Annotated in this window: 25 protein-coding genes; all 25 read left to right on the top strand. The window is 33.1% G+C overall.

Going from position 1 to position 24,907, the window contains the following annotated elements; translation table 11 throughout:
* Nucleotides 1-84: 84 nt before the first annotated feature.
* The 25 genes from M2139_RS07535 to M2139_RS07415 all read left to right on the top strand — a co-directional run bounded on the left by M2139_RS07535 (nt 85) and on the right by M2139_RS07415 (nt 24,907).
* Nucleotides 85-597 (top strand): hypothetical protein, encoded by a 513-nt coding sequence (locus tag M2139_RS07535; protein WP_280738175.1) that lies wholly within the window; start codon nt 85-87, stop codon nt 595-597.
* Nucleotides 598-768: 171 nt separating this feature from the next.
* Nucleotides 769-1,254, top strand: a complete 486-nt coding sequence (locus M2139_RS07530; protein ID WP_280738176.1) for a hypothetical protein — start codon at nt 769-771, stop codon at nt 1,252-1,254.
* Entirely contained in the window at nt 1,248-1,388 is a 141-nt protein-coding gene (locus M2139_RS07525; RefSeq protein WP_280738177.1) for a hypothetical protein, read from the top strand. The genes M2139_RS07530 and M2139_RS07525 overlap by 7 nt, the downstream gene beginning before the upstream one ends.
* A gap of 32 nt (nt 1,389-1,420) precedes the next feature.
* The gene (locus M2139_RS07520) at nt 1,421-1,891 is read left to right on the top strand and encodes a hypothetical protein (RefSeq protein WP_280738178.1); all 471 of its coding nucleotides are present in this window, start codon (nt 1,421-1,423) and stop codon (nt 1,889-1,891) included.
* A gap of 546 nt (nt 1,892-2,437) precedes the next feature.
* On the top strand, nt 2,438-2,812 hold the full coding sequence (locus M2139_RS07515) for a hypothetical protein (protein ID WP_280738179.1): 375 nt from the start codon (nt 2,438-2,440) through the stop codon (nt 2,810-2,812).
* Between the two features lie 76 nt (nt 2,813-2,888).
* A complete protein-coding gene (locus M2139_RS07510) occupies nt 2,889-3,290 on the top strand; it encodes a hypothetical protein (RefSeq protein ID WP_280738180.1) in 402 nt (133 codons plus the stop codon).
* Nucleotides 3,291-3,306: 16 nt separating this feature from the next.
* Nucleotides 3,307-3,897: a hypothetical protein gene (locus M2139_RS07505; RefSeq protein ID WP_280738181.1), complete on the top strand. Its 591-nt coding sequence runs from the start codon at nt 3,307-3,309 to the stop codon at nt 3,895-3,897.
* A complete protein-coding gene (locus tag M2139_RS07500; RefSeq protein ID WP_280738182.1) occupies nt 3,897-4,427 on the top strand; it encodes a hypothetical protein in 531 nt (176 codons plus the stop codon). Before M2139_RS07505 ends, M2139_RS07500 begins: the two co-directional genes overlap by 1 nt.
* A gap of 218 nt (nt 4,428-4,645) precedes the next feature.
* The gene (locus M2139_RS07495) at nt 4,646-4,822 is read left to right on the top strand and encodes a hypothetical protein (protein WP_280738183.1); all 177 of its coding nucleotides are present in this window, start codon (nt 4,646-4,648) and stop codon (nt 4,820-4,822) included.
* 50 nt (nt 4,823-4,872) lie between these two features.
* Nucleotides 4,873-5,040: a hypothetical protein gene (locus M2139_RS07490; RefSeq protein ID WP_280738184.1), complete on the top strand. Its 168-nt coding sequence runs from the start codon at nt 4,873-4,875 to the stop codon at nt 5,038-5,040.
* Between the two features lie 98 nt (nt 5,041-5,138).
* Complete coding sequence (locus M2139_RS07485) at nt 5,139-5,768, top strand: hypothetical protein (RefSeq protein ID WP_280738185.1); 630 nt, start codon at nt 5,139-5,141, stop codon at nt 5,766-5,768.
* Nucleotides 5,769-5,815: 47 nt separating this feature from the next.
* The gene (locus M2139_RS07480) at nt 5,816-5,998 is read left to right on the top strand and encodes a hypothetical protein (protein WP_280738186.1); all 183 of its coding nucleotides are present in this window, start codon (nt 5,816-5,818) and stop codon (nt 5,996-5,998) included.
* A complete protein-coding gene (locus M2139_RS07475) occupies nt 5,995-6,231 on the top strand; it encodes a DUF6440 family protein (RefSeq protein WP_280738187.1) in 237 nt (78 codons plus the stop codon). Before M2139_RS07480 ends, M2139_RS07475 begins: the two co-directional genes overlap by 4 nt.
* 79 nt (nt 6,232-6,310) lie before the next feature.
* Nucleotides 6,311-6,670 carry a type II toxin-antitoxin system RelE/ParE family toxin gene (locus M2139_RS07470; RefSeq protein WP_280738188.1) on the top strand — a complete coding sequence of 120 codons (360 nt, stop codon included), beginning with the start codon at nt 6,311-6,313 and terminating at the stop codon, nt 6,668-6,670.
* Nucleotides 6,657-6,923, top strand: coding sequence for a helix-turn-helix transcriptional regulator (locus tag M2139_RS07465; protein ID WP_280738189.1), 267 nt, complete (start codon nt 6,657-6,659; stop codon nt 6,921-6,923). The genes M2139_RS07470 and M2139_RS07465 overlap by 14 nt, the downstream gene beginning before the upstream one ends.
* Nucleotides 6,924-7,647: 724 nt before the next feature.
* Complete coding sequence (locus M2139_RS07460) at nt 7,648-8,598, top strand: CAP domain-containing protein (protein WP_280738190.1); 951 nt, start codon at nt 7,648-7,650, stop codon at nt 8,596-8,598.
* Nucleotides 8,599-8,698: 100 nt separating this feature from the next.
* Complete coding sequence (locus tag M2139_RS07455) at nt 8,699-14,938, top strand: SpaA isopeptide-forming pilin-related protein (protein WP_280738191.1); 6,240 nt, start codon at nt 8,699-8,701, stop codon at nt 14,936-14,938.
* Nucleotides 14,939-15,129: 191 nt separating this feature from the next.
* Entirely contained in the window at nt 15,130-15,744 is a 615-nt protein-coding gene (locus tag M2139_RS07450) for a class A sortase (protein ID WP_280738192.1), read from the top strand.
* 24 nt (nt 15,745-15,768) lie between these two features.
* Nucleotides 15,769-15,993 carry a DUF5415 family protein gene (locus M2139_RS07445; protein WP_280738193.1) on the top strand — a complete coding sequence of 75 codons (225 nt, stop codon included), beginning with the start codon at nt 15,769-15,771 and terminating at the stop codon, nt 15,991-15,993.
* On the top strand, nt 15,990-16,271 hold the full coding sequence (locus tag M2139_RS07440) for a TrbC/VirB2 family protein (RefSeq protein WP_280738194.1): 282 nt from the start codon (nt 15,990-15,992) through the stop codon (nt 16,269-16,271). Before M2139_RS07445 ends, M2139_RS07440 begins: the two co-directional genes overlap by 4 nt.
* A 41-nt stretch (nt 16,272-16,312) precedes the next feature.
* The gene (locus tag M2139_RS07435; RefSeq protein ID WP_280738195.1) at nt 16,313-18,718 is read left to right on the top strand and encodes a hypothetical protein; all 2,406 of its coding nucleotides are present in this window, start codon (nt 16,313-16,315) and stop codon (nt 18,716-18,718) included.
* 57 nt (nt 18,719-18,775) lie between these two features.
* Entirely contained in the window at nt 18,776-19,222 is a 447-nt protein-coding gene (locus tag M2139_RS07430; protein ID WP_280738196.1) for a hypothetical protein, read from the top strand.
* Between the two features lie 2 nt (nt 19,223-19,224).
* Nucleotides 19,225-21,777, top strand: coding sequence for a VirD4-like conjugal transfer protein, CD1115 family (locus M2139_RS07425; RefSeq protein WP_280738197.1), 2,553 nt, complete (start codon nt 19,225-19,227; stop codon nt 21,775-21,777).
* Between the two features lie 14 nt (nt 21,778-21,791).
* Complete coding sequence (locus M2139_RS07420; protein ID WP_280738198.1) at nt 21,792-22,637, top strand: hypothetical protein; 846 nt, start codon at nt 21,792-21,794, stop codon at nt 22,635-22,637.
* Nucleotides 22,638-22,642: 5 nt separating this feature from the next.
* Nucleotides 22,643-24,907, top strand: a complete 2,265-nt coding sequence (locus tag M2139_RS07415; protein WP_280738199.1) for a pLS20_p028 family conjugation system transmembrane protein — start codon at nt 22,643-22,645, stop codon at nt 24,905-24,907.

Below are 24,907 nucleotides of genomic sequence, written 5' to 3'. Positions count from 1 at the left end.
GAAATTAATGATAAGCAAACCAAAGTTGAGAATAGTAAATAATGATAAAAGTTTGAAGAATTTATAAAAGAGGGCAAGGTAACTATGAATAAAACCTGTCTTTATCACATTCAAAAGAAATATTCTAACTTTTCAAAAGAGCAAAAGAACCTATTTAACAGCAGAAAAGATAAACAATTTTGTACTAAAATATTCAAAGAATTTTCTTTAGTAATTTACAGGCTAGATATAGCTAACTCAAATGATACAGAGAACTCTCTTATAGGAGTAATTGATTTAATTATTGATAAATTGATTATTTTAGATAAAAGTGAAGCGAAAAGATCGAAGCTATTTGTACACCACTTAATGAAACACGCTGCATTAATTAATAGTATGACAACTATCTTAGCAAGTCATGAGGGGACAGAAATACCAGAAAAATATGCAAAAAAAATTACGTTAATTGTAGAAACAATAGTAATAGATTTAATTTCTGTTGTTGATAAGACAGAGAAGGCATCAGGGGATTCATTAGACGTGAGTGATGATTTACTTGAAGAACTTGAAATTATTTACAGTTCAAGTAATAAAAATGAACGGAGAGAATGCTCATGAATCAAGTAATGTTGATAATCGAAATGATAGCTTTATTTCTATTTTTTTCGGACTATGGGAAAGAAAAATTTTCTAAGGGAGACAGGCGGATTATTGTATTAATGGTTACATTTTTCAATATTGGATATTTTCTTGTATAAAAAATTTTGAAAAAAAGGGAGATGAGCAAACATGTTTATAATACCAATGCTTTTAGCACTAGGAGGATCAACAGCAGTCGTTCTAAAAGATGCTGAGAACCGTTTGACCAGAAGTAATAATGGTCAAAAATATATTTACAATCTGACTATTGATGATAAGTATCATGTAGTCCTCTACTCAAATAAAGATAGTTGGGAATTAGAACATGCACTTTCGTTTCTAACTGAAGAGTCTGGCTATATCTCTTTAAAATATGCAGATGGAAATGTTAATTTATTAAAATCTGAAATAAAATCACTTAAGTTTTCTATGAAGATAAGAGAAATCGGCAAGGAAGAAATTATCCAAAAAAAGAAAATTGAAGAAAAAAAAGAATTTGATGAAAAATTTGAATTAATGATATTGAAGATAGGTTGCATGTTTGGTTTGATTTCTATATTTTTATCAGAAATAGAAAATGGTACTATAACTAAACTGTTATTAGATTTCATGAGAAACTGGCTGAAGAAATGTTAAATAAATTTAAGCTAATTTTAGCAGACATGGTAAACAAACTATTTATAGAAGATACAAAAAAAGATGCTCATGAAAGCTTAGAAGATAGTTTGGATAAGCTTTTTAAAGAAGTAGAAATTGCTGATCAAGAATAGAAAAGTTAAAGTTTGTGAGGGTGTGGAGCAAAATGTCAAAAGAAATTGATGTATTAGCTGAACTGAATAAAAGAATTAATCAAGAAAAAAAAGAAACTTTGCAAAAGGAACAAGAGCGATTTTCAGAGTTATTAAAGTTAGTTAAATATCTTCCGCTGAAAAGAAGTGTTTTGTATCGACCTAATCTCCTAATATTAAGTGTAATGACAATTCATATTTTTGTAGGTTCATTTCTATTTACAAAGCTAGAAACTATAGCAAAAATGTTTGTTCAGTTTATTTCAACTGAACAAATATATAAGAACTGTTTAGTAATGGTTGTGCCTCATGTAAGTTTTTTAATAGGGGTAGTTATAGGAATAGTACTTGTCGTAAATACAGTGAATTTCGCTTTTGGTTTCACATGGCTTAATAATATTAGGCTTCAATGCTTGATTAACTCGAAGAAAGATCAAATCCATAGATTAAAAAAAGAGCTTGATGCTGAAGGTATTTCTGAATGAAGGTAAAGGACGATGCAACTTCATTTGTATATATGATTTTCAGGATATTTATTGAAACATTACTGTTTCTTGTTACCTTATCCATTGGCCTATCAATTGCAATATTTATAATTTTTATAGGCGTAGGCGGATTAGATATTTTAATAAAATAAGCTACATTGAGGATTGGGATCGTGGTTTTTTCGTAAGTAAGACTCCTTTTTAAATATTTTTTCCACGATCCCAGTCTTCAGTGTAGCTTAGGAATATTTTCTATTAGCAAATTGCGGCTGTACGTAAAGTAATTAATGACTGGCAAGTCCGAAATATTGTTTTTCTCCTATAAAGCTAAAATTTTTATGTACGAATATCTTGTACAGCCGCAGTTTAGTGATAGAAAACTAAAATATAAAGTAATAGCTGCATTAACTCATGCGATTGTGGTTCTCCCAAAAATTAGTATTGGCCCCATACCCTATCCAATATTATGTCTTTTTCATTTTCCACAATCGTATGGTTTAGTGCAGCTATTTTGAACTAGAAAAAAAAAGTTAGGAAGTTTGAAATATGAAGAGTAAAAAATTCTTTTTAGCAATCATTATAGGCGCTGCTTTTTTTATTGAAACAGGTCAAGTAGAAGCTAGTTCTTCTTTTACCGAACATAATGCTGAAGTTATGACCAATAACTCAGAAGTAGAGAATAGTGGAAAGTTCGTTATAAGAAAATTTGACAATGGTAGTCCATTAGCTGGTAAAAAATTCTGGATAACAATCGAAGATGAGGATCCTGTTGCTTATACAACGGATGAGGATGGTTCAATTAAAATTGAGGACTTGACTGAAGGTACAAGAGTTACCGTTCGTAGTAAAGCAATCGGGATGAATTCTCTAAAGCCAATATTTAAACTTTTTAAGGCTTTGATGAGTGGATATAGGAAATAATAGGAGAAGAGATAAAGATATGCATTACAGTCAACGATTTAACAAATTCATCTATTAAACAAAGGAGCTTGCAAATATGGAAGAATCTGAAAATGTAAAAAGATTAAGGGAAAATGTAGAAATCAAAAAAGCTATTGAAGAGAAGCAAAAAGTAAAAAAGTTGGAACTAGAATTAGAAAATCTTCTTTCATTAGTTCCGCATGGACGAATGATGAGATATCTCACGTATAATAACTTGGCATATCGAGTGAGTGCTGGATTTATAATTTTAGGTGTGTTAGGAACCTTTTATCTAAGTTACCTAGGTAATCAATCTATATTAGTTTCAGTAGCAACAGTGATTGGTTTTCTATGCTTTGTGTATATGTTCTATTATTACAATATCCTTTACATACCTTTAATGAATGATGAATGTCTACTAAAGGAAATTGAAGAAGTTCAAGGAAAAATATCAATTTTGAAGAAAACTAATAGATAAAAGGAGGGGAATTAATATGAATGACTACAAAAGAGGGATTGGAAGCAAACATTGGATTAACGCTGTTGGTTGGATTATCATTGGAATTAGCTTCTGGGTTTTTACCAAACTTTCATTCTATGAAGATTTCCATTATTGGCTCTTTCATTTTACAGAGTTGGATATTTCAGAATTAATCATATTGATATTATTATTATGTTCAATAGGACTAGTAGGTGTTGGAATATACAAAGGTAGTACATGGTTATATAGTTTTTTCCTAGTAAAGATTGATATATATCAAGAAGATGAAAAAATTCATAAAGGAAAGATTATTGATAAACAAAAAGAAGAAACAGATACTACTTCTTTTGTTAACACTGGTTCAGGGATAATTCCAATCCATTCAAGTTATACCTCTTACTATTTGACTGTGGCTATAGGGAATGAAGAGAAATTAGAAGCAGAATTGGAGGTATCTCAAAAAGCCTATAAAGTAGCTAAAATTGATAATCAAGTTTTTGTAAAAGTGATTGTGACAATCTATAGGAATAAACCAGTAAAAACAAGATATGAATATCTAGGTAGACTGAAGGATCAAGATTTTGGCTTGGAGGTTAACGAATAATGGGAACAAAGAGAAAAGTCTTTGTAATAGCAATGAGAGGGATTTTCTTATTCTTGGTAATTTTTCTTTTTGCTCACAGCACAGAAAAAACTTCAGATATTTTTGATTTGTCTAATGAACCTATTATACTACCAGCGAAATTAATGTTCAGATATATACCATACAATGGGAATTATGAATACACAGTTACATTCAATGCGCCTACGGATATTGGAGAGTGTGAAATTCTATATTCTGAATATATGGATGATGATTCGGATATTTTTTTAGAAGATGTTAGAGAAATTCCTAAAAAAGTAAGAGAAGACAACATTATTGCAGGTGAAGTTACTATCGAAAATAAAGCAGATAGCACTAGTGTAATTTTCACGCTAGATAAAGAATTAGATTATAAAAATGCTTGTGTTTATATGAGTATAAGCGCTGATGAAAAAGAGCCTAATATGACAAAACAAAAAGAAATTGAAATTAGGGTGAAAAAATTCATTAATGATTGGAATCACAGAAGATTGAAGTTCGGATTATTCTAAATGAAGACAAAAGCATTGAAAAAAAGACCCTAAAATAAGTTTAAACATCAGTGACGATTTATTAGCTAATCTTGATGATTTATATAACTCCGTTAAGGAAAATATAGAATTGAATATAATTAATACTATTTTGTTGGTTGTAGTGGGAGTAACTGGAGGTTGAAAGGAAAGAGAGATTTTTGAATAAAATTATATTTGAAGGACTGGAGAAATATAAAATGGAATTAGTAATAGTTGAGTTTATTGGTCTATTTTTGGTAGCTTCGGATTTTGGAAATAAATACTTAACTCCAAAAGACCGGTTATTCATTTCAATATTTACCGTTTATTTAGGGATATATTTGCTAATGCCTGCAATTATAAAAATATATGTTTATAGGAAAAAAGAAAAATAAGAAGGAGATTAACGAATGTTGATTGAGTATATATTTGGAGGGTTACAAAAGTGGAATTATCAATAGTAGGAATGATAGGGTTGTTTTTAGCGTATTCAGATTTTGGAAAGAAGCACTTTACTAAAAAAGATCAAATATTCATTTTAGTATTTACAATATACATAGGTTTAGTTAATTTACTTCCTATGATTATAGAGATAGTGGAATGGCTTAAGTAACGAGGTAGATAATGATATTTTCTATTCTTCGTTGGATTCAAAAATGAATTAGAAATATGTAGGGAAGCTAAAAAGAAAAATAAGGAGGCTATTAGCAAATGATAGTTATTTCAATATTTCTAACTGTATTCGCTTTTACAGGATATGTTTTGAGTAATGGAGAAGAACGTTTAACAGAAAATGATCATGGCCAAAAGTACATATACACTTTGATTATTGATGAAAGATATCATGTAGAGTTGTTCTCAACCAGGGATAATTTAGAGTTGGAGCATATAATGACTTACTTAACCAAGGAATCAAAATATTTTTGTTTTGAATTCGAAGGTTATAGTGTAAGAATACTCAAGACTGAAATTAAGACTTTGCGCTTCAAGAAGAGAACAAGAGATTCTACTTCTGACAATAATAAACAAAAAGTGATCGAAGAAAATAAAGAAATTGAGAGTGAGATAAAACAAGTGAAGAAATTCCGCAATAAATCTTTTTTTTCAAGACTAGTATCATTTGATTTGCCAGACAGATATTTTTTAGATAAATTAGGTTCTATTTTTCTGCTATTATTTAACTTATTTGGTATTTATTCACAACACAAAATTTTTAGTGAACAGAGAAATTTTTTAACTGATGGAGCTCTATTAATAAGCTTAATTGTAATTATAAAATTTTTTATAAGTATTCATACAAACAAAAATATAGATAAAGAAATAAAAAAAAGAATATCTTAAGGACGTTTTTTTTAAATGTCGAAGAAATTGTATTGGAGTGATTTACATTGAATGAAAATCAGCAAGTAGTGTTGGAAATACTTAAAAAAAATGCAATAGAAGAAGTCCTAGATAGTGGAGTTTATGCATTGCCTTCCAGAAGGCAATATATATATTTGTGTTCGTCTGAAGAATTATTTGAAGTTCTGCAGGTCTTCGCTACTTGGGGATTGAAGAGGGAAAGAGAATGAGTATAATGAGAAAAATTAGAATGATATTCGTACTAGCACTAGCTTGTATAATATTTTCAGCTTGTGAAAGTAACTCAAAGCCTTTAAGTGGAGGTACCGATGTTTTTGTTGATTCTGAAACAGGTGTTAACTACCTCAAATATAAAACTGCGAGAGGCAGTAGCCTAAGTGTTCGCTACAATGCAGATGGAACAATATATGTTACACCTCTAGAGTCAAAAGTTACTGAGTGAGTGGGATAAAAAACAGCTATCTATCGACAAAAAAATTCTCAAGTGTTGATATTTTTGAAATATATGATATAATAAAAGCATGAATAGAATAAATTTTGAGTCATGTATGCGTCCTAACGGACATGATGAGTTTCTCGAATGGATAGAGACTTTACCGCAGAAAGACAGCGCTAAACTATTAAGAATGATTTCAGAAACAGAAAAAAATGGGATGTTAATGGCTCAGCGTTTGCAATGGGTAAAAAAGGTAGATGTAAATCTGTATGAACTCAGAAGCAAGGTAGGGTCTAATATTCAAAGAGCTATGTATTTTCATGTAATAGATGGAAGATACATAATTACTCATGGATTTACAAAAAAATCACAGAAGACACCTGTCAAGGAGTTGGAACATGCAAAGAAGATAAGAAAGGAGTGGCTGGATAATGAAAATAAGTAAATTAATCGAAGAAAAACTGAAAGATGAAAATTTTAAGGAAATGTATGAAGCTGAAGGTGAGAAACTTGAAACAGCAGTTGCCCTATACAAAGCAAGAGAAGCTGCTGGTTTGACACAAGCAGAATTGGCAGAACGGGCACATACGACACAGGCAACCATAGCAAGAATCGAACGAGGAGATAACGTTTCTTTTGATAAACTTTCATCAATTGCTCATGCAATGGGCAAAAAGTTAAAAGTAGATTTTGCATAAAAATTTTTTAAACAGATTAAGGTGTCGATTATGGATAAAAAAGAAAAAAGAATGCGGCGATTGCAGTTACTCCATCTGTTGAATGAGAACCCAAAATGGTATAAAAAAGATGATAAGTTGACCAAGGAAATTTAAGAAATCGGCAAGGAATTGTCAACTAATCAAAATGAACTTCAAATAGATAGGTTACAAAACACATTAACTATGGATAGCTATTTAGAATTACTAACAAAAGGTCATACGGTGAATGAAATTGCGAATATGTATGGTTATACAACAAATAAAATGATTCATTGGCGTAAAGTTAATAATGTTTATATAAAAAGCAAAGCAGAATTATTAAGAGGGTATGGGCTTATATAAAAGATTGCATAAAAAAACTCGGTTTAAAAAGGTTGAATCCTTTGATTGAAAATTGAATAGTTGTTACTTCAATCAATCACGGGATTGAGCCTTTTTCTAATCCCTGTAATGAGAGGAGGAGCAAATATTCACTAAATTCAAAGAAAGGAGAACCTTATAAAAATATCATATGGAAGTTTCAGAATCTCAAAACTCAATGTAAACGTATATGTACAAAACTTTCCATAAAAGGTAGAAAACAGGAAAAAAGGGGAATAGAAAAATGAAAAAATGGCTTAAGGTAACAATCACAAGTATTATTGCATTAAGTGCGGCATTCGCAATTGAAACAGGAAAAGCGGAAGCCGCAACTAGTAACACAATGCACCGACTATACAATGGTAATTCAGGAGAACACTTCTATACGGCTGCAACAGCTGAGAAGGACAATCTTGTTATAGCCGGCTGGAAGTATGAGGGTACAGGCTGGTGTGCGCCGACCACTGGCGATCCAGTGTATCGTTTATATAATCCAAATGCTGGTGACCACCATTACACTATGAATAGTTATGAAAAAGATAGTTTAGTTAATTCTGGTTGGCGTTATGAGGGCATTGGCTGGTATTCAGATACAAATAAAACAGTAGCTTTATATCGTTCGTACAATCCAAATGCACAAGCAGGAAGTCATAATTATACGACCAATCTAACGGAGCATAATAGCTTGATTAGAGCAGGTTGGAGAAATGAAGGTAATGCGTGGTATGGCGTTTCTGGAAGTTCTTCAGGAAATAACAATAATTCTGGTAATAACAACAACCCTGGTAATAACAATTCTGGTAATAATAATGGTGGAACAGTCAATGGCGTTCCTAACTTCAAATTGCCACCAAACACTGATGGTATTCTAAATAATATGGAACAAGTAACGCTTGACCTATTAAATGAGTATCGAGCAGAAAACGGGTTGGAACCTTTAAAATTATCAAAACAGTTGTGTGATGGTACTGCTATTCGCTCAAAAGAATTGTGGACTGTATTTGGACACGATAGACCAGATGGAACAAGCTATGTTACTGTGTATCCTAAAGAATATAAATATTCAATAGGTGAAAATTGTGGTGGTACTAATTGGATGGGGGATGAACGTTCAACTGCTTTAAGAATGTTGAATGTATTTAAAGCTAGTCCAGGACATAATGCTACATTGTTGAGAGACTATAAATATTTTGGCGTTAGCTACAGTATTATTACTGATTTAAGCAATCCATCAGTAACTAATTTAACTGCCTTGTCTGCTTGGAATTTCTCAAGAGAGCCACTAGATTACTAATAATTTCCAGAAATAACTAAATATAGTCAAAGCACTTAACCATAGCAGGATAAGTGCTTTTTTGTGCGTTCATTTACATTTAAAAGAGAGGAGTAACACGATGTTTAATAAGAAAAAACTTAAACAACGACTAACTAGCATTCTGATGCTTTCTACAATGGTTGCTAATTCGTTAGGCCCTTCAGTAGTTGCACTAGCTGAAGGAGTATCCAACAAAACGGATACGGCAGAAACAATGGAACTATCCGCAGCTGAGTTGATTGATGAAAACAGAGCATTAGAAAGTGTAAAAATCGGTTTACAAAAAGAAAATATTGAGGCAACGAGAAAGCTTGTTTCAAAAAAATCTAAAGCAACAAAAACACTAAAAAATACAACTTCTACCTTAGATCTATCCGATTCTGAATCCGTATCGAATAATTTTAAGGACAAGGCTGTAATTGACGATACAATGATTACGATTGTCTTACCAGATGAAGGTAAGGAAACATCAGTAGTTACTGACCAGATTAAAGAAACAAAAGAAAGCCTAGAAGGTAAAGCAGCCGATAAAACGGCAAAAGCAATGAGTCAATCTGAAGAAATCCAATCAATGGGTATTTCTCAGCTAGAACTAGAATATTTATCTTTGAAGTCTTATTACGATGTGGATTATGTAGCTTTAGTTAAAGAAGCTAAAGCAAATACCAAATTTGATAAGTGGACTAGTGATTTACAAAACCTATTTCTTTCAGGGAATGTATTAGCTTCTGCATCATTCATTGGTAAAACTGATGAAGTAATTTCTGATGACTTACGTACATTAGTAGAAATTTATTCAGGTACGAAAGTTAATTTGATTAGTCAAGAAGCACGTAAAAAAATTTTTAATGATGAAGGGTATGAAAAATTCAAAGATGTACCTTATGTCGATCTTAAAAATGATGTGAATCAATTGGAACAAATGGTCAATGCGAAGTATCAAGGCGCTCCAGTTGAAGAATTAGATAAAATGGCGTTGAAATTAGAAACTTTGAGCGCTGATAAGAAAAAAGAACTTGAAACAAAACTGAATATCAATAAAAAAGGTATCGCAAATACAATTAAAACAGCATTCTCAAGCGTTAAAGCTGATGCGGCTGGGAATGCAGATTGGGACAATCAAGTAGGTAATAATAGTGCCGGCGGAGCTGGTGGCTATACTGAACAATGGGGCAAAGCGATTTATCATGGCGTTACAAGCTCAGGTTCAGCGTTTATCTTATTGCCTGATGGTAAATACTACCCAGCTTTTTGTATTGATACAAAAGATAGTGGCGTAAACAACGTTACAATTAAAACAAATCCTGTAGGTAGTAACAATACAGTGAATGGATTAATTACAAGTGCGCTGGGTAATAATCCTGAAGCCGTTAGAAACTTCTACGATTGGTTATATTGTGCGGTAATTGGCTACAGCTTGCCAATGGGTAACTTAGACAATACTACTCCTACTTCAACATTGAACAATTACGCAGCTGCAATGGGTAATATTCAACAGTACATTAACGTTACGAAAGATAAAGTTCGTAATGAAGGATGGAATATGTGGGATGACGTTCCAAACGCCGCAGGTCACGATGCTTGGGTTAAAGCTCACGAAGTGAAAGCCCAACACAGTAATCTGAACTGGGGCTTTGAGATGGGTAATACTGCGACTCATACGGGTATGTTTAATGTTTATGCAGACGCTGGTGGCGGTCAGACACGTGCGACTTCATTTGGTATTTACGTCAAAGGCGAACAAGAAACACCTAAAAGTTCTGTCGTTAAAATCAAAAAAGTTGATGCGGATACAGGCGCAGGCTTGGGTGGCATGAGAATTGAATACTCAGTTAATGGCGGAACACCAAAAGAGCAAAACTCAGATGGTAATGGTGACTTACACGTTGGTGGATTGAAACCTGGCGATACTTTCCATTGGGAAGAAATCAAAGCCCCAGCTGGATATATTCTAGAAACACCAAATCCTTCAGGGGAAGTTGTGTTAGTAGAAGGCGATAACATTATAACCATTGAAAATAGAAAGGAGCCAACTGATAAATCTGAGTTCCGAATTAAAAAAGTAGATGAAAATGGTAATCCTCTTCCAGGTGCTAAATTTGAATTAAAGTTAGACGAAACTGTTACTAAAACTACTGATGCGAACGGTTATATCGCAATTGATAACTTGACCGTAGGCATGATTGTGGCATATGAAGAGATTGAAGCCCCAGCTGGCTACTTAATTGATCCAACGACTTCAAAAGGTACTGTAACAATCAAAGAAGGTGACAACCTTATTACAGTTGTGAATCCTAAAGAAGTGATTCCTCCAGGAACAGGAAATGTTGTTCTTAAAAAAGTTGATCAACACGGAAATGTTGTAGAAGGTGCTGAATTCGATTTTGAAATCTCAGGTGAGACAAAATCTTATACAACGGCTACAAATGGTGGTATCACAATTCCTAATTTAGAAGTTGGCACAGTTGTTAGCTATGAAGAAACTAAAGCCCCAGCTGGCTATACAATTGATCCTGCGACTTCAAAAGGTACAATTACAATTGTAGAAGGTGAAAACGTCATTAATGTAGTGAATACTAAAGATGAAGAGCCGGAACCAGAACCTGAGAAAGCTATTGTTGAGCTAGTTAAAAAAGGTGACGATGGCAAATTATTAGCTGGTGTTAAATTTGACATTACTATTAATGATAAAACAGAAACAATGACTACTGATTCAAAAGGAAAAATTCAAGTAAAAGAATTAGAAGTAGGGACTATTGTCAAATATAAAGAAGTTGAAGCTCCTGAAGGTTACTTAATTGATGAAAATAGTTCTGAAGGTCAAGTTACTCTGACAGCTGGAACAAATACCATTAACGTTGTAAACATCAAGAAACCTGACAAAGGCACTGTCAAGCTTGTTAAAACGGGTGATGATGGTTTAACTCTGGAAGGTGTTAAGTTTGAGATCACTATTGATGGTAAGACTGAAACAATGACAACTGACAAAAACGGTGTTATTGAAATCGAAGATTTGACAGCTGGAACAAAACTAAGCTACAAAGAAGTAGCTGCACCAAAAGGTTACTCAATCGACAAAGATTCTTCTGAAGGAGAAATTACTGTTTCTAAAGACGGCAACGTCATTACTGTAGTGAATCCTAAGAAACCACAACCTAAAGGCGCTGTTGAGTTAACTAAAACAGTTGAAACTTTAGTTGGTTTCACTGAAAAAGAAGATAAAGAAAACGGCAAATACAATGAATTAGAATTCAAACAAGTTCTTGGTGAAGGTTTTGGCTTTAAAATTAAAGCGAAAGCTGACATTAAAGACAATGACGACAACGTAGTCGTTAAAAAAGGTGAATTCGTCCAAGTCGATGGTAAAGATTTAGTTCTAACAACGTCAAAAGCTGGTGTTGCTAAAACAGATAAAATTCTTGTACCTGGTAAATATGAATTAATCGAAGTATCTGCACCAGCTGGTGTTGTTCTTTCAGAAAAAGGAACAGCATTTGAAATTACAGCTGATGAAGATAAAGCAAAAGATGCGACTGTTTCAATTGAAAATGAATTACAAGAATTAACCATTGAAGGAATCAAGAAACAAGAATTTGTGGATTCTTGGAAAGGCAGCGCAGCTGTTATTGATTTAAAAGATGGAAATGGCCAAGTATTCGCTTTGGGTATCAATGAAGATCTAGCATTCGGGAAAGAAACGCTGAAAGCTGGGTCTATTTTAGCGTACACAACTGTTAAAAAAGGTGAAATTACATTTAAAAATGTAAAATTACCAAACAAAGAAGTGAAATTCTTTGTTAAAGAAATCAAAGCAAATGAATCTCATGTACTGGATAAAACAGTTCATGAATTTACATTCAAACCTAGTTCTAACAAAGCCAAAGAAACAATTACAGTGAAACCAGCTGAAACAAAAGAAACTGCTGATAAAGACGGAGAAACTGACGATAGCGACAGTGACGCCGATTCCGATAAAACTAAGGATACTACTTCAAATGAAGAAGAAACCGAAGAAACAAGCAGTTCTGACGATTCAAAAGTTGAAACTAAAAAATCTAAATTAGGTACATTACCTACTGAAGAAACAACAAGCAGCACTGAAGAAACGACTGAAACTTCTGAAAAAGAAGAAAAAGAAGACGTAACAACAGATGCTCTTGAAGCGTTCATTAACCGTTTATCTCGTGGTAATTTTGATTTGTTGAAGATTGATGCTGAAACTGAAGTTCCTTTAGCTGGTGCTGAATTTGAATTGTTCTACTTGGGTGAAAAAGTAGCTGATAAAGCAGAAACTGAAGCCAAAGAAGAAACAAAAGATAGCGATTCAGATAAAACTAAAGATACGACTTCTAAAGAAGAAACGACTGAAACCACTTCTTCTACAGAAGAAAGTACTGAAACTAGCACTTCAACAAGTGCTGATGTTACATCTGCACCATTGATTAGAAATGCAAAAGCTTCACAAAACAAACTTTCAAAAGCAGACCAAGCGCAAATTGAAGAAGTAGCGGAAGCAATTATCGCTGCTTACAATTATGAAAATAGAGCGACAACACGAGGCGTTCTTGATGGTTTAGATCTAAGTAATATCAGTGATATTCTTGGTGGAATTGACTTAGGAAGCCTTACAGATATCATTGGTGGTCTTGGAAATATTGATTTAGGCAGCTTAACAGAAACAATTAGTGCATTAGTTGCGGTCGCAAATGGCGATATTACTCAAATTCCAACGATTGTTGAAGGATTAGGAGGATTAGCGAATCTAGTAGGTCTTGGTGACTTAGGTACAATCCTTACAGGTTTAGCAAATGGTGATTTAAGCGTATTACCAGACTTAAACGAAATCCTAGATATGATTGGCTTAGGAGATTTATTAAATGGTGGATCTACTGGCGGAGATAATACTGATACAACTGATTCAACAGGAGATACTAGTGATTCAAGCAGTTCTGAATCAACATCTTCTACAGAAGATAGTACAGATAGTTCTTCAAGCTCAAACAGTTCTGAATCAACTGATACAACAAGCTCAAGTGAAGAAAGTACTGAAACTAGTACAACTGAGGATTCAACTGAAACAACTGAAACAAGCGAAGTTGAAGACAAAGACGAAGATGCAACAGCAACTGAAGATAAAAAAGAAACTCGCGTTTCTCTAGGGATTTTCACAACTGATAAAAAAGGCAAAATTTCAGTTAAGGACTTACCTACAGGTTCATATGAAGTTGTAGAAGTTAAAGCACCAGCTGGCTACATGATGTCAAAAGAAACTTATACATTTGAAATTACACCAGAAACAGATGGTGAAACAGTTAAGATTGTGGCTGAAAATGTTAAGGAAAACGAAAACGTAGGCATTCAAACAAAAGCACATGATGGTGAGGGCAACCAAACTTTCACTTATGGTGATGTATTGAAAATGTATGATGATGTTGAAATTACTCATGACAATATCTTAGATGGCACTAAACGGGCTTTCCAAGCAATTTTAGTTGCTGAAATTAAACAAGAAGATGGATCATTGAATCAAGAAGAAATTTGGACTTCAGAAATCATTGATTACGAAGTTTCAGATGCTGCATTTACTAAACAAGTAGTAAGTAAAGAAATTGATTCTTCTAAATATCCTGAAGACACTCACTACTTCTTTAAAGAAATTGGATACAAAGTAACTGATAAAGGTGAATATGTTCCAGATAGTCAACATAACTTTGATGGAACTGATAAAGATCAAGATCTTACTCCTATCAAAAACAAAGTTACAATTAAAACTAAAGCACATGATGGTGAAGGCAACCAAACTTTCACACACGGTGATGTATTGAATATGTATGATGATGTAGAGATTACTCACGACAACATTTTAGACGGTACAAAACGGGCTTTCCAAGCAATTCTAGTTGCTGTTGTAAAACAAGAAGATGGAACATTTAAAGAAGAGGATATCTGGACTTCAGAAATCATTGACTATGAAGTTTCAGATGCTGTATTTACAAAACAAGTAGTATCTGAAAAAGTTGATACTTCTAAGTATCCAAAAGATACTCACTACTTCTTTAAAGAAATTGGCTATAAAGTAACTGATAAAGGTGAATATGTTGAAGATAGTAAACATAATTTTGATGGCAAGGACAAAGATCAAGATCTAACGCCTAAAGAAGCACCAGCGCCATCAACTCCAAAAGAAAACCCAGGTAAAACACTTCCGGAAACGGGATATGTTTCTACACAACATTGGTTCTTATATACAATGCTAGTAGCTTTGGTTTCAGTTTTAGTTGCAGATAGAATCAAAAATAAAAAGAATAAAGCGAAATAAAGAGAGAATTAATTTTCTCTCTTTTTTCCTTTGAAATGAAAAGCGGGAAAAACATGGTCGTAAGAGTAATTAAAAAGAAAAAGAAAATACCATATAGATTTTTTACAATCGCCGCTCTTACTATTATTGTTGCACTCACATTTACTTACATTATCGGATTGAATGAGTTTGGAAAAAGGAATTTAGTCGATATGGAAGTACCTATTTTTCAAGTGAGATTGAATCAAAGTGAAGCAGAAGTGCTTCCTGTGGAAAATTATGATCCAGAATTGATTCAACCTATCACTGAAGAAAAAGTTGCGGCAGTGCAACTACTGGATTCAGTTGGTCAAACAAACACTAATCAAGTTGGAGGGATTTGGATTCCAGAAATCAATTTGAATCTACCTGTATTCGCAGGATTTTCCGGACATAATCAATATTTAGGTGCTTGTGATTACTATGATCCAGAATTGAGTGAACCAAGGAAAATGGGAGAGCGCAATTATGTATTAGTGGGCCACAATTCAGTTGTTCAATACCAATTATTTACACCATTAAAAAATGCACAAAAAGGTATGCAAGTTTATATTACTGATTATGAGTATCTGTATATTTACCAAGTAGATTATAGAGAAAAAATATCAGAGAGTCGCGTGGATATATTAGAAGATCCAACAGATGATGAAAGTAGATGTGCAACCTTAATTACTTGCTATGGTGGAAATGGAACACCGGATCGGACACACGTTCACTGTTCGTATAAAGGTAAACAGCTGTTGAGTGAATCCGCTGAACATATTCAGAAAAATTTTAAAACAATTTAAAAATGCATGAAGGAGGCGTAATTATTGGCCGGAAAAAAAGTTAGCCTTTCGCCTTTAGAAAGTGCTTCAAAAAAAATTCTTGAAAAAAAAGGAAAAAACTTTGACGAATGGAAAAAGAAAAAAATTTATGATCGTCAAATGTTAGTTTTACAAGGTTTAGATAAAAAATGGCAGGAACAAGTAATCCAGGATGAAATGAATCAACTGGTATTAGAAGAACTGTCTAAAAGTGGGGGGAATCCAAATTGAATATTTTAACTTTATTACAATGTGTGAATAGAACTATGTTAGCAGTTACTATTGGTAACGGATTGAACGAAAAAATCACTGAATTTGGTAACTTCTTAAAAACTATCGCAAAACCATCACTATTTGTTTGTGTTATCTTAGTTGGTTTTATGTTTTTTAGTGGTAACAAAGGTGCAGAAAAAGGGAAGAGCTGGTTATTTTGGCTATTAATTGGTGCTTGCTTAATCTTTGGCGGTGCAACTGTAGCTGATATGATTGAACAAACAACGACATTCTAGAGGGAACGATTTTTGTTCTCTCTTTTTAAAGGAGAAGGTCAATGGAGAACGAAGTAGAAGTTTATGTTATTCAGTTTACGAAGCTGAGCAGAGTTGCTAAAAAACTTAAAATAATACCATTGAAAAAAGATATGAATTTAACAGCTGCAAGTCAATTAATGAAGCAGTTAATTTCAGAAGGTGAAAAAACTGGTATTGATAAGTTTACTTTTTCATTAACTCTTGTAGGGCAGCTATATGACAGAACTTACGGATTTGACATTGAGATAGACTTAGTGAGTACGCCAACTGACAAACTTTCCTTAACACAACTTTTAACAGATGATATTCATGTTTCAATGAAATCTATGAAAGAAGAGGATAAAAAGGAGTTTCAAGAACTTTCTAATTGCTTAATTGAACAAATTGGAGCTGAATCTACTGGAGATTCAGCTTCTTTAAATAAGGCAATTGTTGGAACTAATAATGCAGAATCAGGCAACAAACTAACAAAACTATTTCAAAAAGCAAAGAGAAGCATTAGCGAAAATATTACTCATGATGTATCAGCTGAAGATGTAGAAGAAATTGAAGTTTCTAATGAAGCTATTCAATATGATGATTCTATTCTTGATCAGCTTGTTAAAAAGCAAGCTGAAGAAAAAGAGGTATCAGCCGAAATTGTTTATGACGATATGCCTAAAGCTTTCTCTAGTCCAATAGAAGAACCTAAAACTAATTATCGGACAAAAGAATTTGAAGATTCTAAAGAGGCGTCCGTTGTTGACACAAATTATTCAAGTAGAAAGATACTAAGTTTGAGTATTGATGAATATTTAAACCCTACAGAAGCAACAATAGATTCAAAAATTGATCGTTTAAAAAATGGAATGATTGAAAAGGAAACTCAAGAAGCCCAACATATTTTTAAACTATTAGGACTGGATCATAATAATGCAAGTCGCTTTGTAGAAAAGCAAAAAGCATTGGTTTTAAGGAATAAACAACCAAACTTTTATCAGAAGCAACAACAGTTGTTTGAAAAGGATATGGTTGAATTAAGAAAAGCAACTGCTGATACGCTTGAAAATATTTATCTTAATAGTCGCATAAATGGCGATAATTATGAGAATAGTATTCTTAATTTCAGATCTGAAAGTGAGAAAAAGCTAGATCAAGAAATCAACCAGGAACTTCAAGAATTTAAACATAGGAAGAATGAACAAATTTCTATGTTAAAGGGGAAACTTTTAGATAAGCAAAAAAGTGAAATGGAAGATCTGAAGCGAAGACAGCAAGAAGAACTCATGACTTTTGAAAAAGAGTACAGTACGGAGTTGCTGACTGAAGAAAAAGAATTATCCAATAGCTTACAGCAGAAAAAGGATCTTCAACTTACAAAAGCACTTAATGATTTTGATTACCAGTTAAGAAATACAGAAATAAATGAATTATTAAGTAAACGTCAACGTATTTATTTGCGTATGGAAGAAGGTGTTCTTGAAACTGTTAGTGAATTAGAAGAACAAGAGCAGCTATACATTAATTCCTTACAAAATCTTTTAAATGAAAATGAGTTGCTATTGAAAACCGAAGTCCAAAATGAAGTTGAAAATGAGCAGCGGGAAAAAGAGCTTAGTATTTTGAAAGAAAAAAATGCTTTAAAAGACCAAGAAATTCAGTTGACACAAATAGCTATTGAAAAATCCAATGCTTCAAATGAAAAAGAGCAAAAAGCTATGCAAGATATGATGCAAAATCAAATGAACTTAATGATGCAAAGCTTTATGGCCCAACAAAATCAAACGCAGCAAGTACAACAGCTGATTGAAAAATTAAAGGAGGCTCAAGGCGGTAATTCAGATCCGCCGATTTCAGAGCCTGTTAAAGATACAACTCAGTTAGATACTGAGCTTGTTGAAGAACAACCAGCAGTAAAATATGGAGATGTAAAAAAAGCATTAAAGAATTCTATACCTGCTGGAATAGTTATCTTGATCCTTAGTTTAGGTTTTGGTTCATATAGTTATGGCCAATATCAACATGGGCAAGAATTGAAAAGAAATATTACTAGTATTGAGCAACAGTTGGAGCAGCAGAAGTTTATAGAGGTTCCGGCGCCGCAAGTAATAGAAGCTGAGGATACAGAAAGTTTCGATTATTTAATAAAGAATAAAAAGTATTTACAAGCAGCGGAGAATTTTCCGTCTAAACATGATGTCATTGAGCAGTATATTTATAACGATAAAGATGTTGAAGCTTTAAAGGAATTCAATAATAAGTATCCAACAACTTTAGGTAAGTTAGATGTGGCGCTCTTAAACGACAATGCTATAGCAACTCAGGAAGAGTATGGCCGACTTAAAGACAAGAACAAGCTAACTGATGATCGAAAGCAGCTAGTAGCTCTAAAATTATATCAACTAAATGATACTGATGAGGCTAATTCATTATTGGGAAAACAATAGAGAATGGAAGGGGGTGAGTGAAATAGAAGAAATTCCTATTGAAAGGAAGAATTTATTATGAATTTTAATAATTGCGGAAGAGTACGTGGTTATGTAAGGGATAAGCAGTTTAGAAACAATGAGGATTCTACTTCATTGTTTTTTTCTTTACTGTGTAAACGTAGTTATAAGTCAAAACAAACCTATGATATTATCCTATGTAAAGCTTTTGGAAATAGGGCAATAAATATGAATCAACATATCCTGGATAACCAGTATATAGAGGTATCTGGTGAATTTGAAAGTTTCTATCAATCAATTGAAAATAATCAATTAGTTTCATATCAGGAAAATCTACCTAAAGTGTTAAGGCATATTCTTACTGTTGAATTTTATCATTGTCTTGAAAGTAAAGAGGTTGTAAAAGCCAGGTTAGATAATAATCGACAAGCAGCTGAAGAAACTGTCTATGAGGAAGCGCCGACTGATAAATTTAGTAGAAGTTTTTATGATGGGATTGTTTGATTATGGTTAAGAGAAAAAAAGAAGCTAAAAAATTACCGGATATTAAACGATTTTTAGATATTTTTCCTAAAAACTTAAACTGGAAAAGAAAAAATTATAAGATAGATGGGCAAGATTTACCTAGTGATAAAAGAGCAACGCCTAATTGGGTTCTATTTTTATCTCTTGGAATTGGAGCAGCAATCTTTGTTGGATTCAACCTTACCTTTTCTTATTTGTATTCTCTTTTTCCATTAGTTATTCAGCTAATGAGTAAGAAAATTTCATCAAGTGAATATAACCTTGCGGCTAAACAAGTTGAAAGAGATATGATTGGTAATGCTCTATTTTTGAGATTACCAATATTTGTGTATTTAGTTGCATTAGTAATTGCGGGAATATTAGGTTCTCTCTTATACAGAAAGTTGAAATTTAGGTTTATAATTTTGGATCGTGGCCAAAAAGGCGATAGCCGGTTAACTACATTAAAAGAAATTAGGCAACAGTATAAAGCTATTCCAGATCGAAAAAAGGCATTTAAAGGTATGGGTGGCGTTCCAATTAGTCATTTCAATAAAAAGTATTTTATTGATACTAATACCGTTAATACAGCTTATATTGGGGTTTCACGTTCTGGTAAAGGTGAGATGTATGTAACAACGAAACAAGATATCGTATCTCGCGCTGAAGATAAAGGGTCTATGCTGACCAATGATGTGAAAGGTGAATTGTATGCAGCTGCTAAAGATACGCTTGATTTAAGGGGTTATCTGACACTTGCTTTAAATTTGGTTAATCCAGAGCAATCACTAAGTTATGATCTGTTAAGCATAATTAAGGATTATTGGTTAGATGGTGATATTGATAATGTTCAGTTGCTTGTTAACTCACTAACTTATACACTCTATCACCAGGAAAAATCTTCAGGAAACGCAGCACATTTCAATGAAACCGCACAAGGACTTGTCAATGCTGTCATTTTAGCATTGTTAGAGGAGTGTAGTCTAAGAAATGAGTTGCATAAAGTAATTATGTTTAATGTCGCTCAATTCGTGATTGAAATGGGTAGTGATCGATGGATAGATCCATTTACCATGCAACCTAAAAATGCATTAGATGAATATTTTAATAGTTTACCCCAGGGAAGTCTAGCAAAGGGGCAGTATGCTTCAGTTAATTTCGCCGGTGATAGAGAAAAAGGAAGTATTCTATCTACTGCAATTCGTGGATTGAGAATCTTCCAATTTCCATCTATAGCGAAAATGACTGCCAAAAATAGCTTTGATTTTAAACGTCTTGGTTTTCCTAAAGATATTAAAGCTTTTTTTGATCCTGCTATGTTTAATAAGCAAGTTTCAGTTTCATTCGTTAGAAATAAAAAAGAGTTGGCCCACTTCACTATGAAGCCAATGAAGAGTGGGATTGCAACATTAAATTTTCCTACTGAATTACAAAATGGTGATTATGTGAAATTAAAGTATGTTGATGAAAATAGAAAAGAAAGAAGAGCAATCTTTTCTATTGAGTTAAGCAGCGATCCAAAAGGCTATGACACTAATTTAGTAGAAGTGGCCAAAAATATGACTACGTTAAAATCAATTAAAATGAGTTACAACAGTCAACCAATTGCTGTTTATATGATTACGCCGGACTCTGATAAATCACTCCATCCGATTGCAAGTATTTTTGTTAATCAAGTTTATCAAACATTAATTAAAAACTGTGCAATCACTGTTGGCGGCGCTTGTTTTACAAGAGTTCATATTGATTTTGATGAGTTTGGTGGTATGTCACCAATTAGTAATTTAGATGCCTATGTAGTTGCTTGTCTTGGTAGAAATATACTCTTTAATTTCTTCATTCAAAGTTTCTATCAATTCTACAAAGGCTATGGGAAAGAAAACGGTAAAATTATTAAAGAAAACTGTCAAAATACAGTTTATATAATGAGTGGCGATTCAGATACGATTGCGGAAATCAGCAAAGAGGTTGGTAGTAGTACAATTTTGGAATCGTCATCTTCAAGAAAAGCTCTAAGCTTGAATAACAATGCTTCTGTGAAACCAGAGGGTGAAAAACTACTTACACCAGAAAGGTTAGGTACACTCTTGGAAGGTGAAACAGTGGTGCTTAGAAAACTTCATAGAAAGGATAAAAGGGGTCGGAAAATTAGACCTTATCCTATCTTTAATACAAAGGAAACGTCCATGCCTTATCGATACGAATTTCTTGCGGATGAGTTTGATACCAGGAAGGATGTTAACGAAATTCCTTTTGAATCGGAACATAATTATTTGAATTTAGAAGACTATGAGATCGACTTCTCAAGCTTTTTAGACCGTCCATCACCTTATGTAGTTTCTGATGGTGTAGAAGTTAAAAAACCAGAACCAGAAACAATTGATGAGTTGCTGAGTAGATATAGTATTCCGCTTGAAGATAGAGAAAAAATTCTAAGAAGTCTTGAAGAGAATGACACAGCTGCATTAGTTACAGTTAAAACGACTATCAAGGATAGTGAGGCGATTGATGCAATCGTTGATTTCATAAATAAAAACTACACCAGGAATAAGTAAGAAGGTGAAGCTGCTTGTATAATCATGATCTCTTAAAAAGAGTATTAGTAAACGTATTATCAAAAACATACGAAAACTATAGTGATTATGAAGATTTTTCAATAACCGTAACCAAAAAAGAGCTGGGTTCAAAAGATAGTTGTTACTATCCAAATGATCGAAAAATTGAAATATATAACATTAGTAGGCCATATGACGATATTTTGTATAGTTGCATATACGAAATTGCACGTCATGTGGCCTTTATTGATGAAGCAACAGTACGAAAAAATGAGTGCTTTTATAAGCGACTGCATAAGTTACTGTTAACAGCATTTTCCTTTAAATTGTTAGATATTAAGGCATTTGAGGAAATGATTGCAGGAACTAAGGATATAGATAATTTAGTGAAGTATTTTGGAAACATTAAGTTTTGGAAATTTGAGCAAAGAAGAGTTTCTGTTAAGCAGTATGTCATTGTTCATCATGCCTATAAAGAAAAGAAAGCACTAAAGCAAAGAAACTATGAATATCACGCTAACAATCGTACCTGGGCAAAAGTGTTTGCAAGTGAAACAGAAGCACAAAAAGAAGTGGATTTATTAAAGTATACGCTTTGTGTAAATAAGGAGTACATCATGCTAGGCGATATCAAAACTCTTATGTTTTCAGATTTTTACTATTTAATTGTCGCTGGTGCTTATAAACAAAAAGATTTTTTATGGAAAAATAATTATAAATGGCAAGGATTTGGATTTAAAGGATCTTGGGTAAAACAGGTTTCTACTCAAGAGTATATCAACGAAGTAGAGAAGTTAAAAATCGCTCGGCTTGTTTTCAAGCTTTGTTTGGTGAATAAAGTAGATAAAGAAAGGAGTTGAATTGATTGATTGAATTTTTAGAAAAATATTCTGATTGGATTAAACAAGCTGACTTAATTTCTTGGGTATCTCAGAATGTGAATTGGGCGTTTACTAAGTTTTTATATCAACTAAGTAAAGCATCAGAAGAATTAATCGATCAAGTTTTCTCTGTCTTTGGATTTTTAAATAATTCAGTAGTGAAGAAAGTTTTTGATTCCATGCAAGTTATTGCATTTGGAATACTAGTAATTGCAGTCATGTGGATAGGGTTTAGGCTTATATTCAACAATAAAGTTGATTTAAAAAATGCGGGATTAAGGGCAATGATATATAGTTGTCTATTACTTCAGCTGCCCACAGTTATGGATCTTTGCTATGATGCATCAAAAACATTCTATGATGAGACAGGACAAGTTATCACTTCTAATAATGTAGAAGGAGAATCCATGTCTTTTAACATTGTTAAAGAGAATACAGCTGATATAAATTATATAGCCTATCAAGGATTTGATAAGCTTTTAGAAGAAAGTACAGTTAAAAATAAGTTAACTGAAAAACAATTTGGATTAATTAAATTGGCTACAATTCTAAATGTTAAAGACCTGGATAAATTACAAAAGGATTCTGAAAATGATGAAGTAGAAAACTTGAAATACTACCTTGTCGGTGCAGGATCTGGTGATGAAGTTGAAACTAAGGAAATAAAAAATGGTTTCTTTGATTGGTTTGATGAAGGAACGTTTCGCTATACAGGTAATTTCTCAGTTATGAATATCTCATTTTTAGTAATGATTATTTATAACATTTTGCTATTCAGTAAATTTATATTTATTGCAATAGATTTAGTGATGAGGAAAGTTACATTTCCTATCTTAGCTTTCTCTGATTTAGAAACAGGGGAAAGGCCTAAGAAAGCTGTTGAAGGGATATTCAGTTCATTCTTTACAATTGGTTTAATGGGAATTTCAAGAGCTTTATTTGTAACCTACTATGCTTATATTATGACTTTAGATATGAATATTGTGGGCATATTTATATGCGGTATTATCGGGTTAGTAGCCTTTCTGAAAGGTTCTGATGCCATTGCAAGACAATTTGGTATTGATACAGGTCTTAAAGAAGGTGTCGCAGGTATTGCTGGTATGTATGGTGCTTATAGACTTGCTAGACAAGGTGCGCAAGCAGCAAAAGGTGCCGGTGATAAAGCTAAAGATGTTGCTAGTAAAGCGCCAGAAAAAGCTAGAAAATCAGTTAGAGCTGCTCAAGATGGCCTTGAAAATTCAGCCGGAAAAGTTGGTAGTGCTGTAGGTAATATTTCTGAACAAGGTGTATCAGGATTCTTAAATGAACAGATTTCAACTGTAAAAGATAATGTTGGCGGAAAAATTCAAAGTGCGGCAGCAGCTTCAACTCAACCAGTTAAAAATATCAAAGAAGCATTTGATGAAGGTGTGGATTCAGGAATTTCTAGTGGGGCAAATAATAGAGCTAAACTTGCTAAAAACAATGATAGCGATTCTTCTGAAGCATCAGGTGAAGAAAACTATCCTACAAGAGCAGCATCTTCAGATGTTCCAAGTAGTCATAGAGCTGTAGTAGACACAGGTGATGGTAATGATTACCCACAAAGAGCAGCTACTGTTCCGTACAGTTATCCTAAGCCAAAATCTTCTATGGGCTATACAGTTGCAGAACAAGCATCACAATCAAGTCCTGGTACAAAACCAGATGCTTCAAATGTAGATGGCTACAGTGGGCCAACTAGAACTCCAAATACTGAAGCAGCAGCTGGAAATAGTAATTCAGCAAATTCACAAAGTAAACAACCGGCAAGCAGTCAAAATAATCAAAATTCGACTGTTAGAGATAGTACAACTCAGCAGCGCGAAAAAGATGTAAATGAACAAGTTTCCGAACGTGTGAATACTAATGTTGCTAATTCAGTGCAAGGACAAGAACAAAAGACTGCTAGAAATATCGAAAGCAGTACTCAAAAGATTAGTAGTGAAAGAAAAATTGATATTGAAGAAAAACAAACAGTACAAATGCAAGGTAGTGAAGGCGGCATAGTAGTACCAAATACTTCTAATACTACAAAACAAGTAGAATCAACTCAAAAGACAGTTAATAACGTTAGAAATGAAAAGGTTAATAATGTCAATAATACCAATAACGCCAATGTTAATAATAATTCTACTGTAAGTAACCATCAAAGTAATACGCAAGTTAATAAAGGGAATACGCCACCGAAAAAAGACAAATTCAAAAATCTTTATGATGACTTATAA

It is taken from the genome of Enterococcus sp. PF1-24 (genome assembly GCF_029893325.1).
GTDB lineage: Bacteria > Bacillota > Bacilli > Lactobacillales > Enterococcaceae > HY326.
Note: the sequence above shows the minus strand (reverse complement) of the source record. Positions and strands in the feature narration are given on the sequence as shown.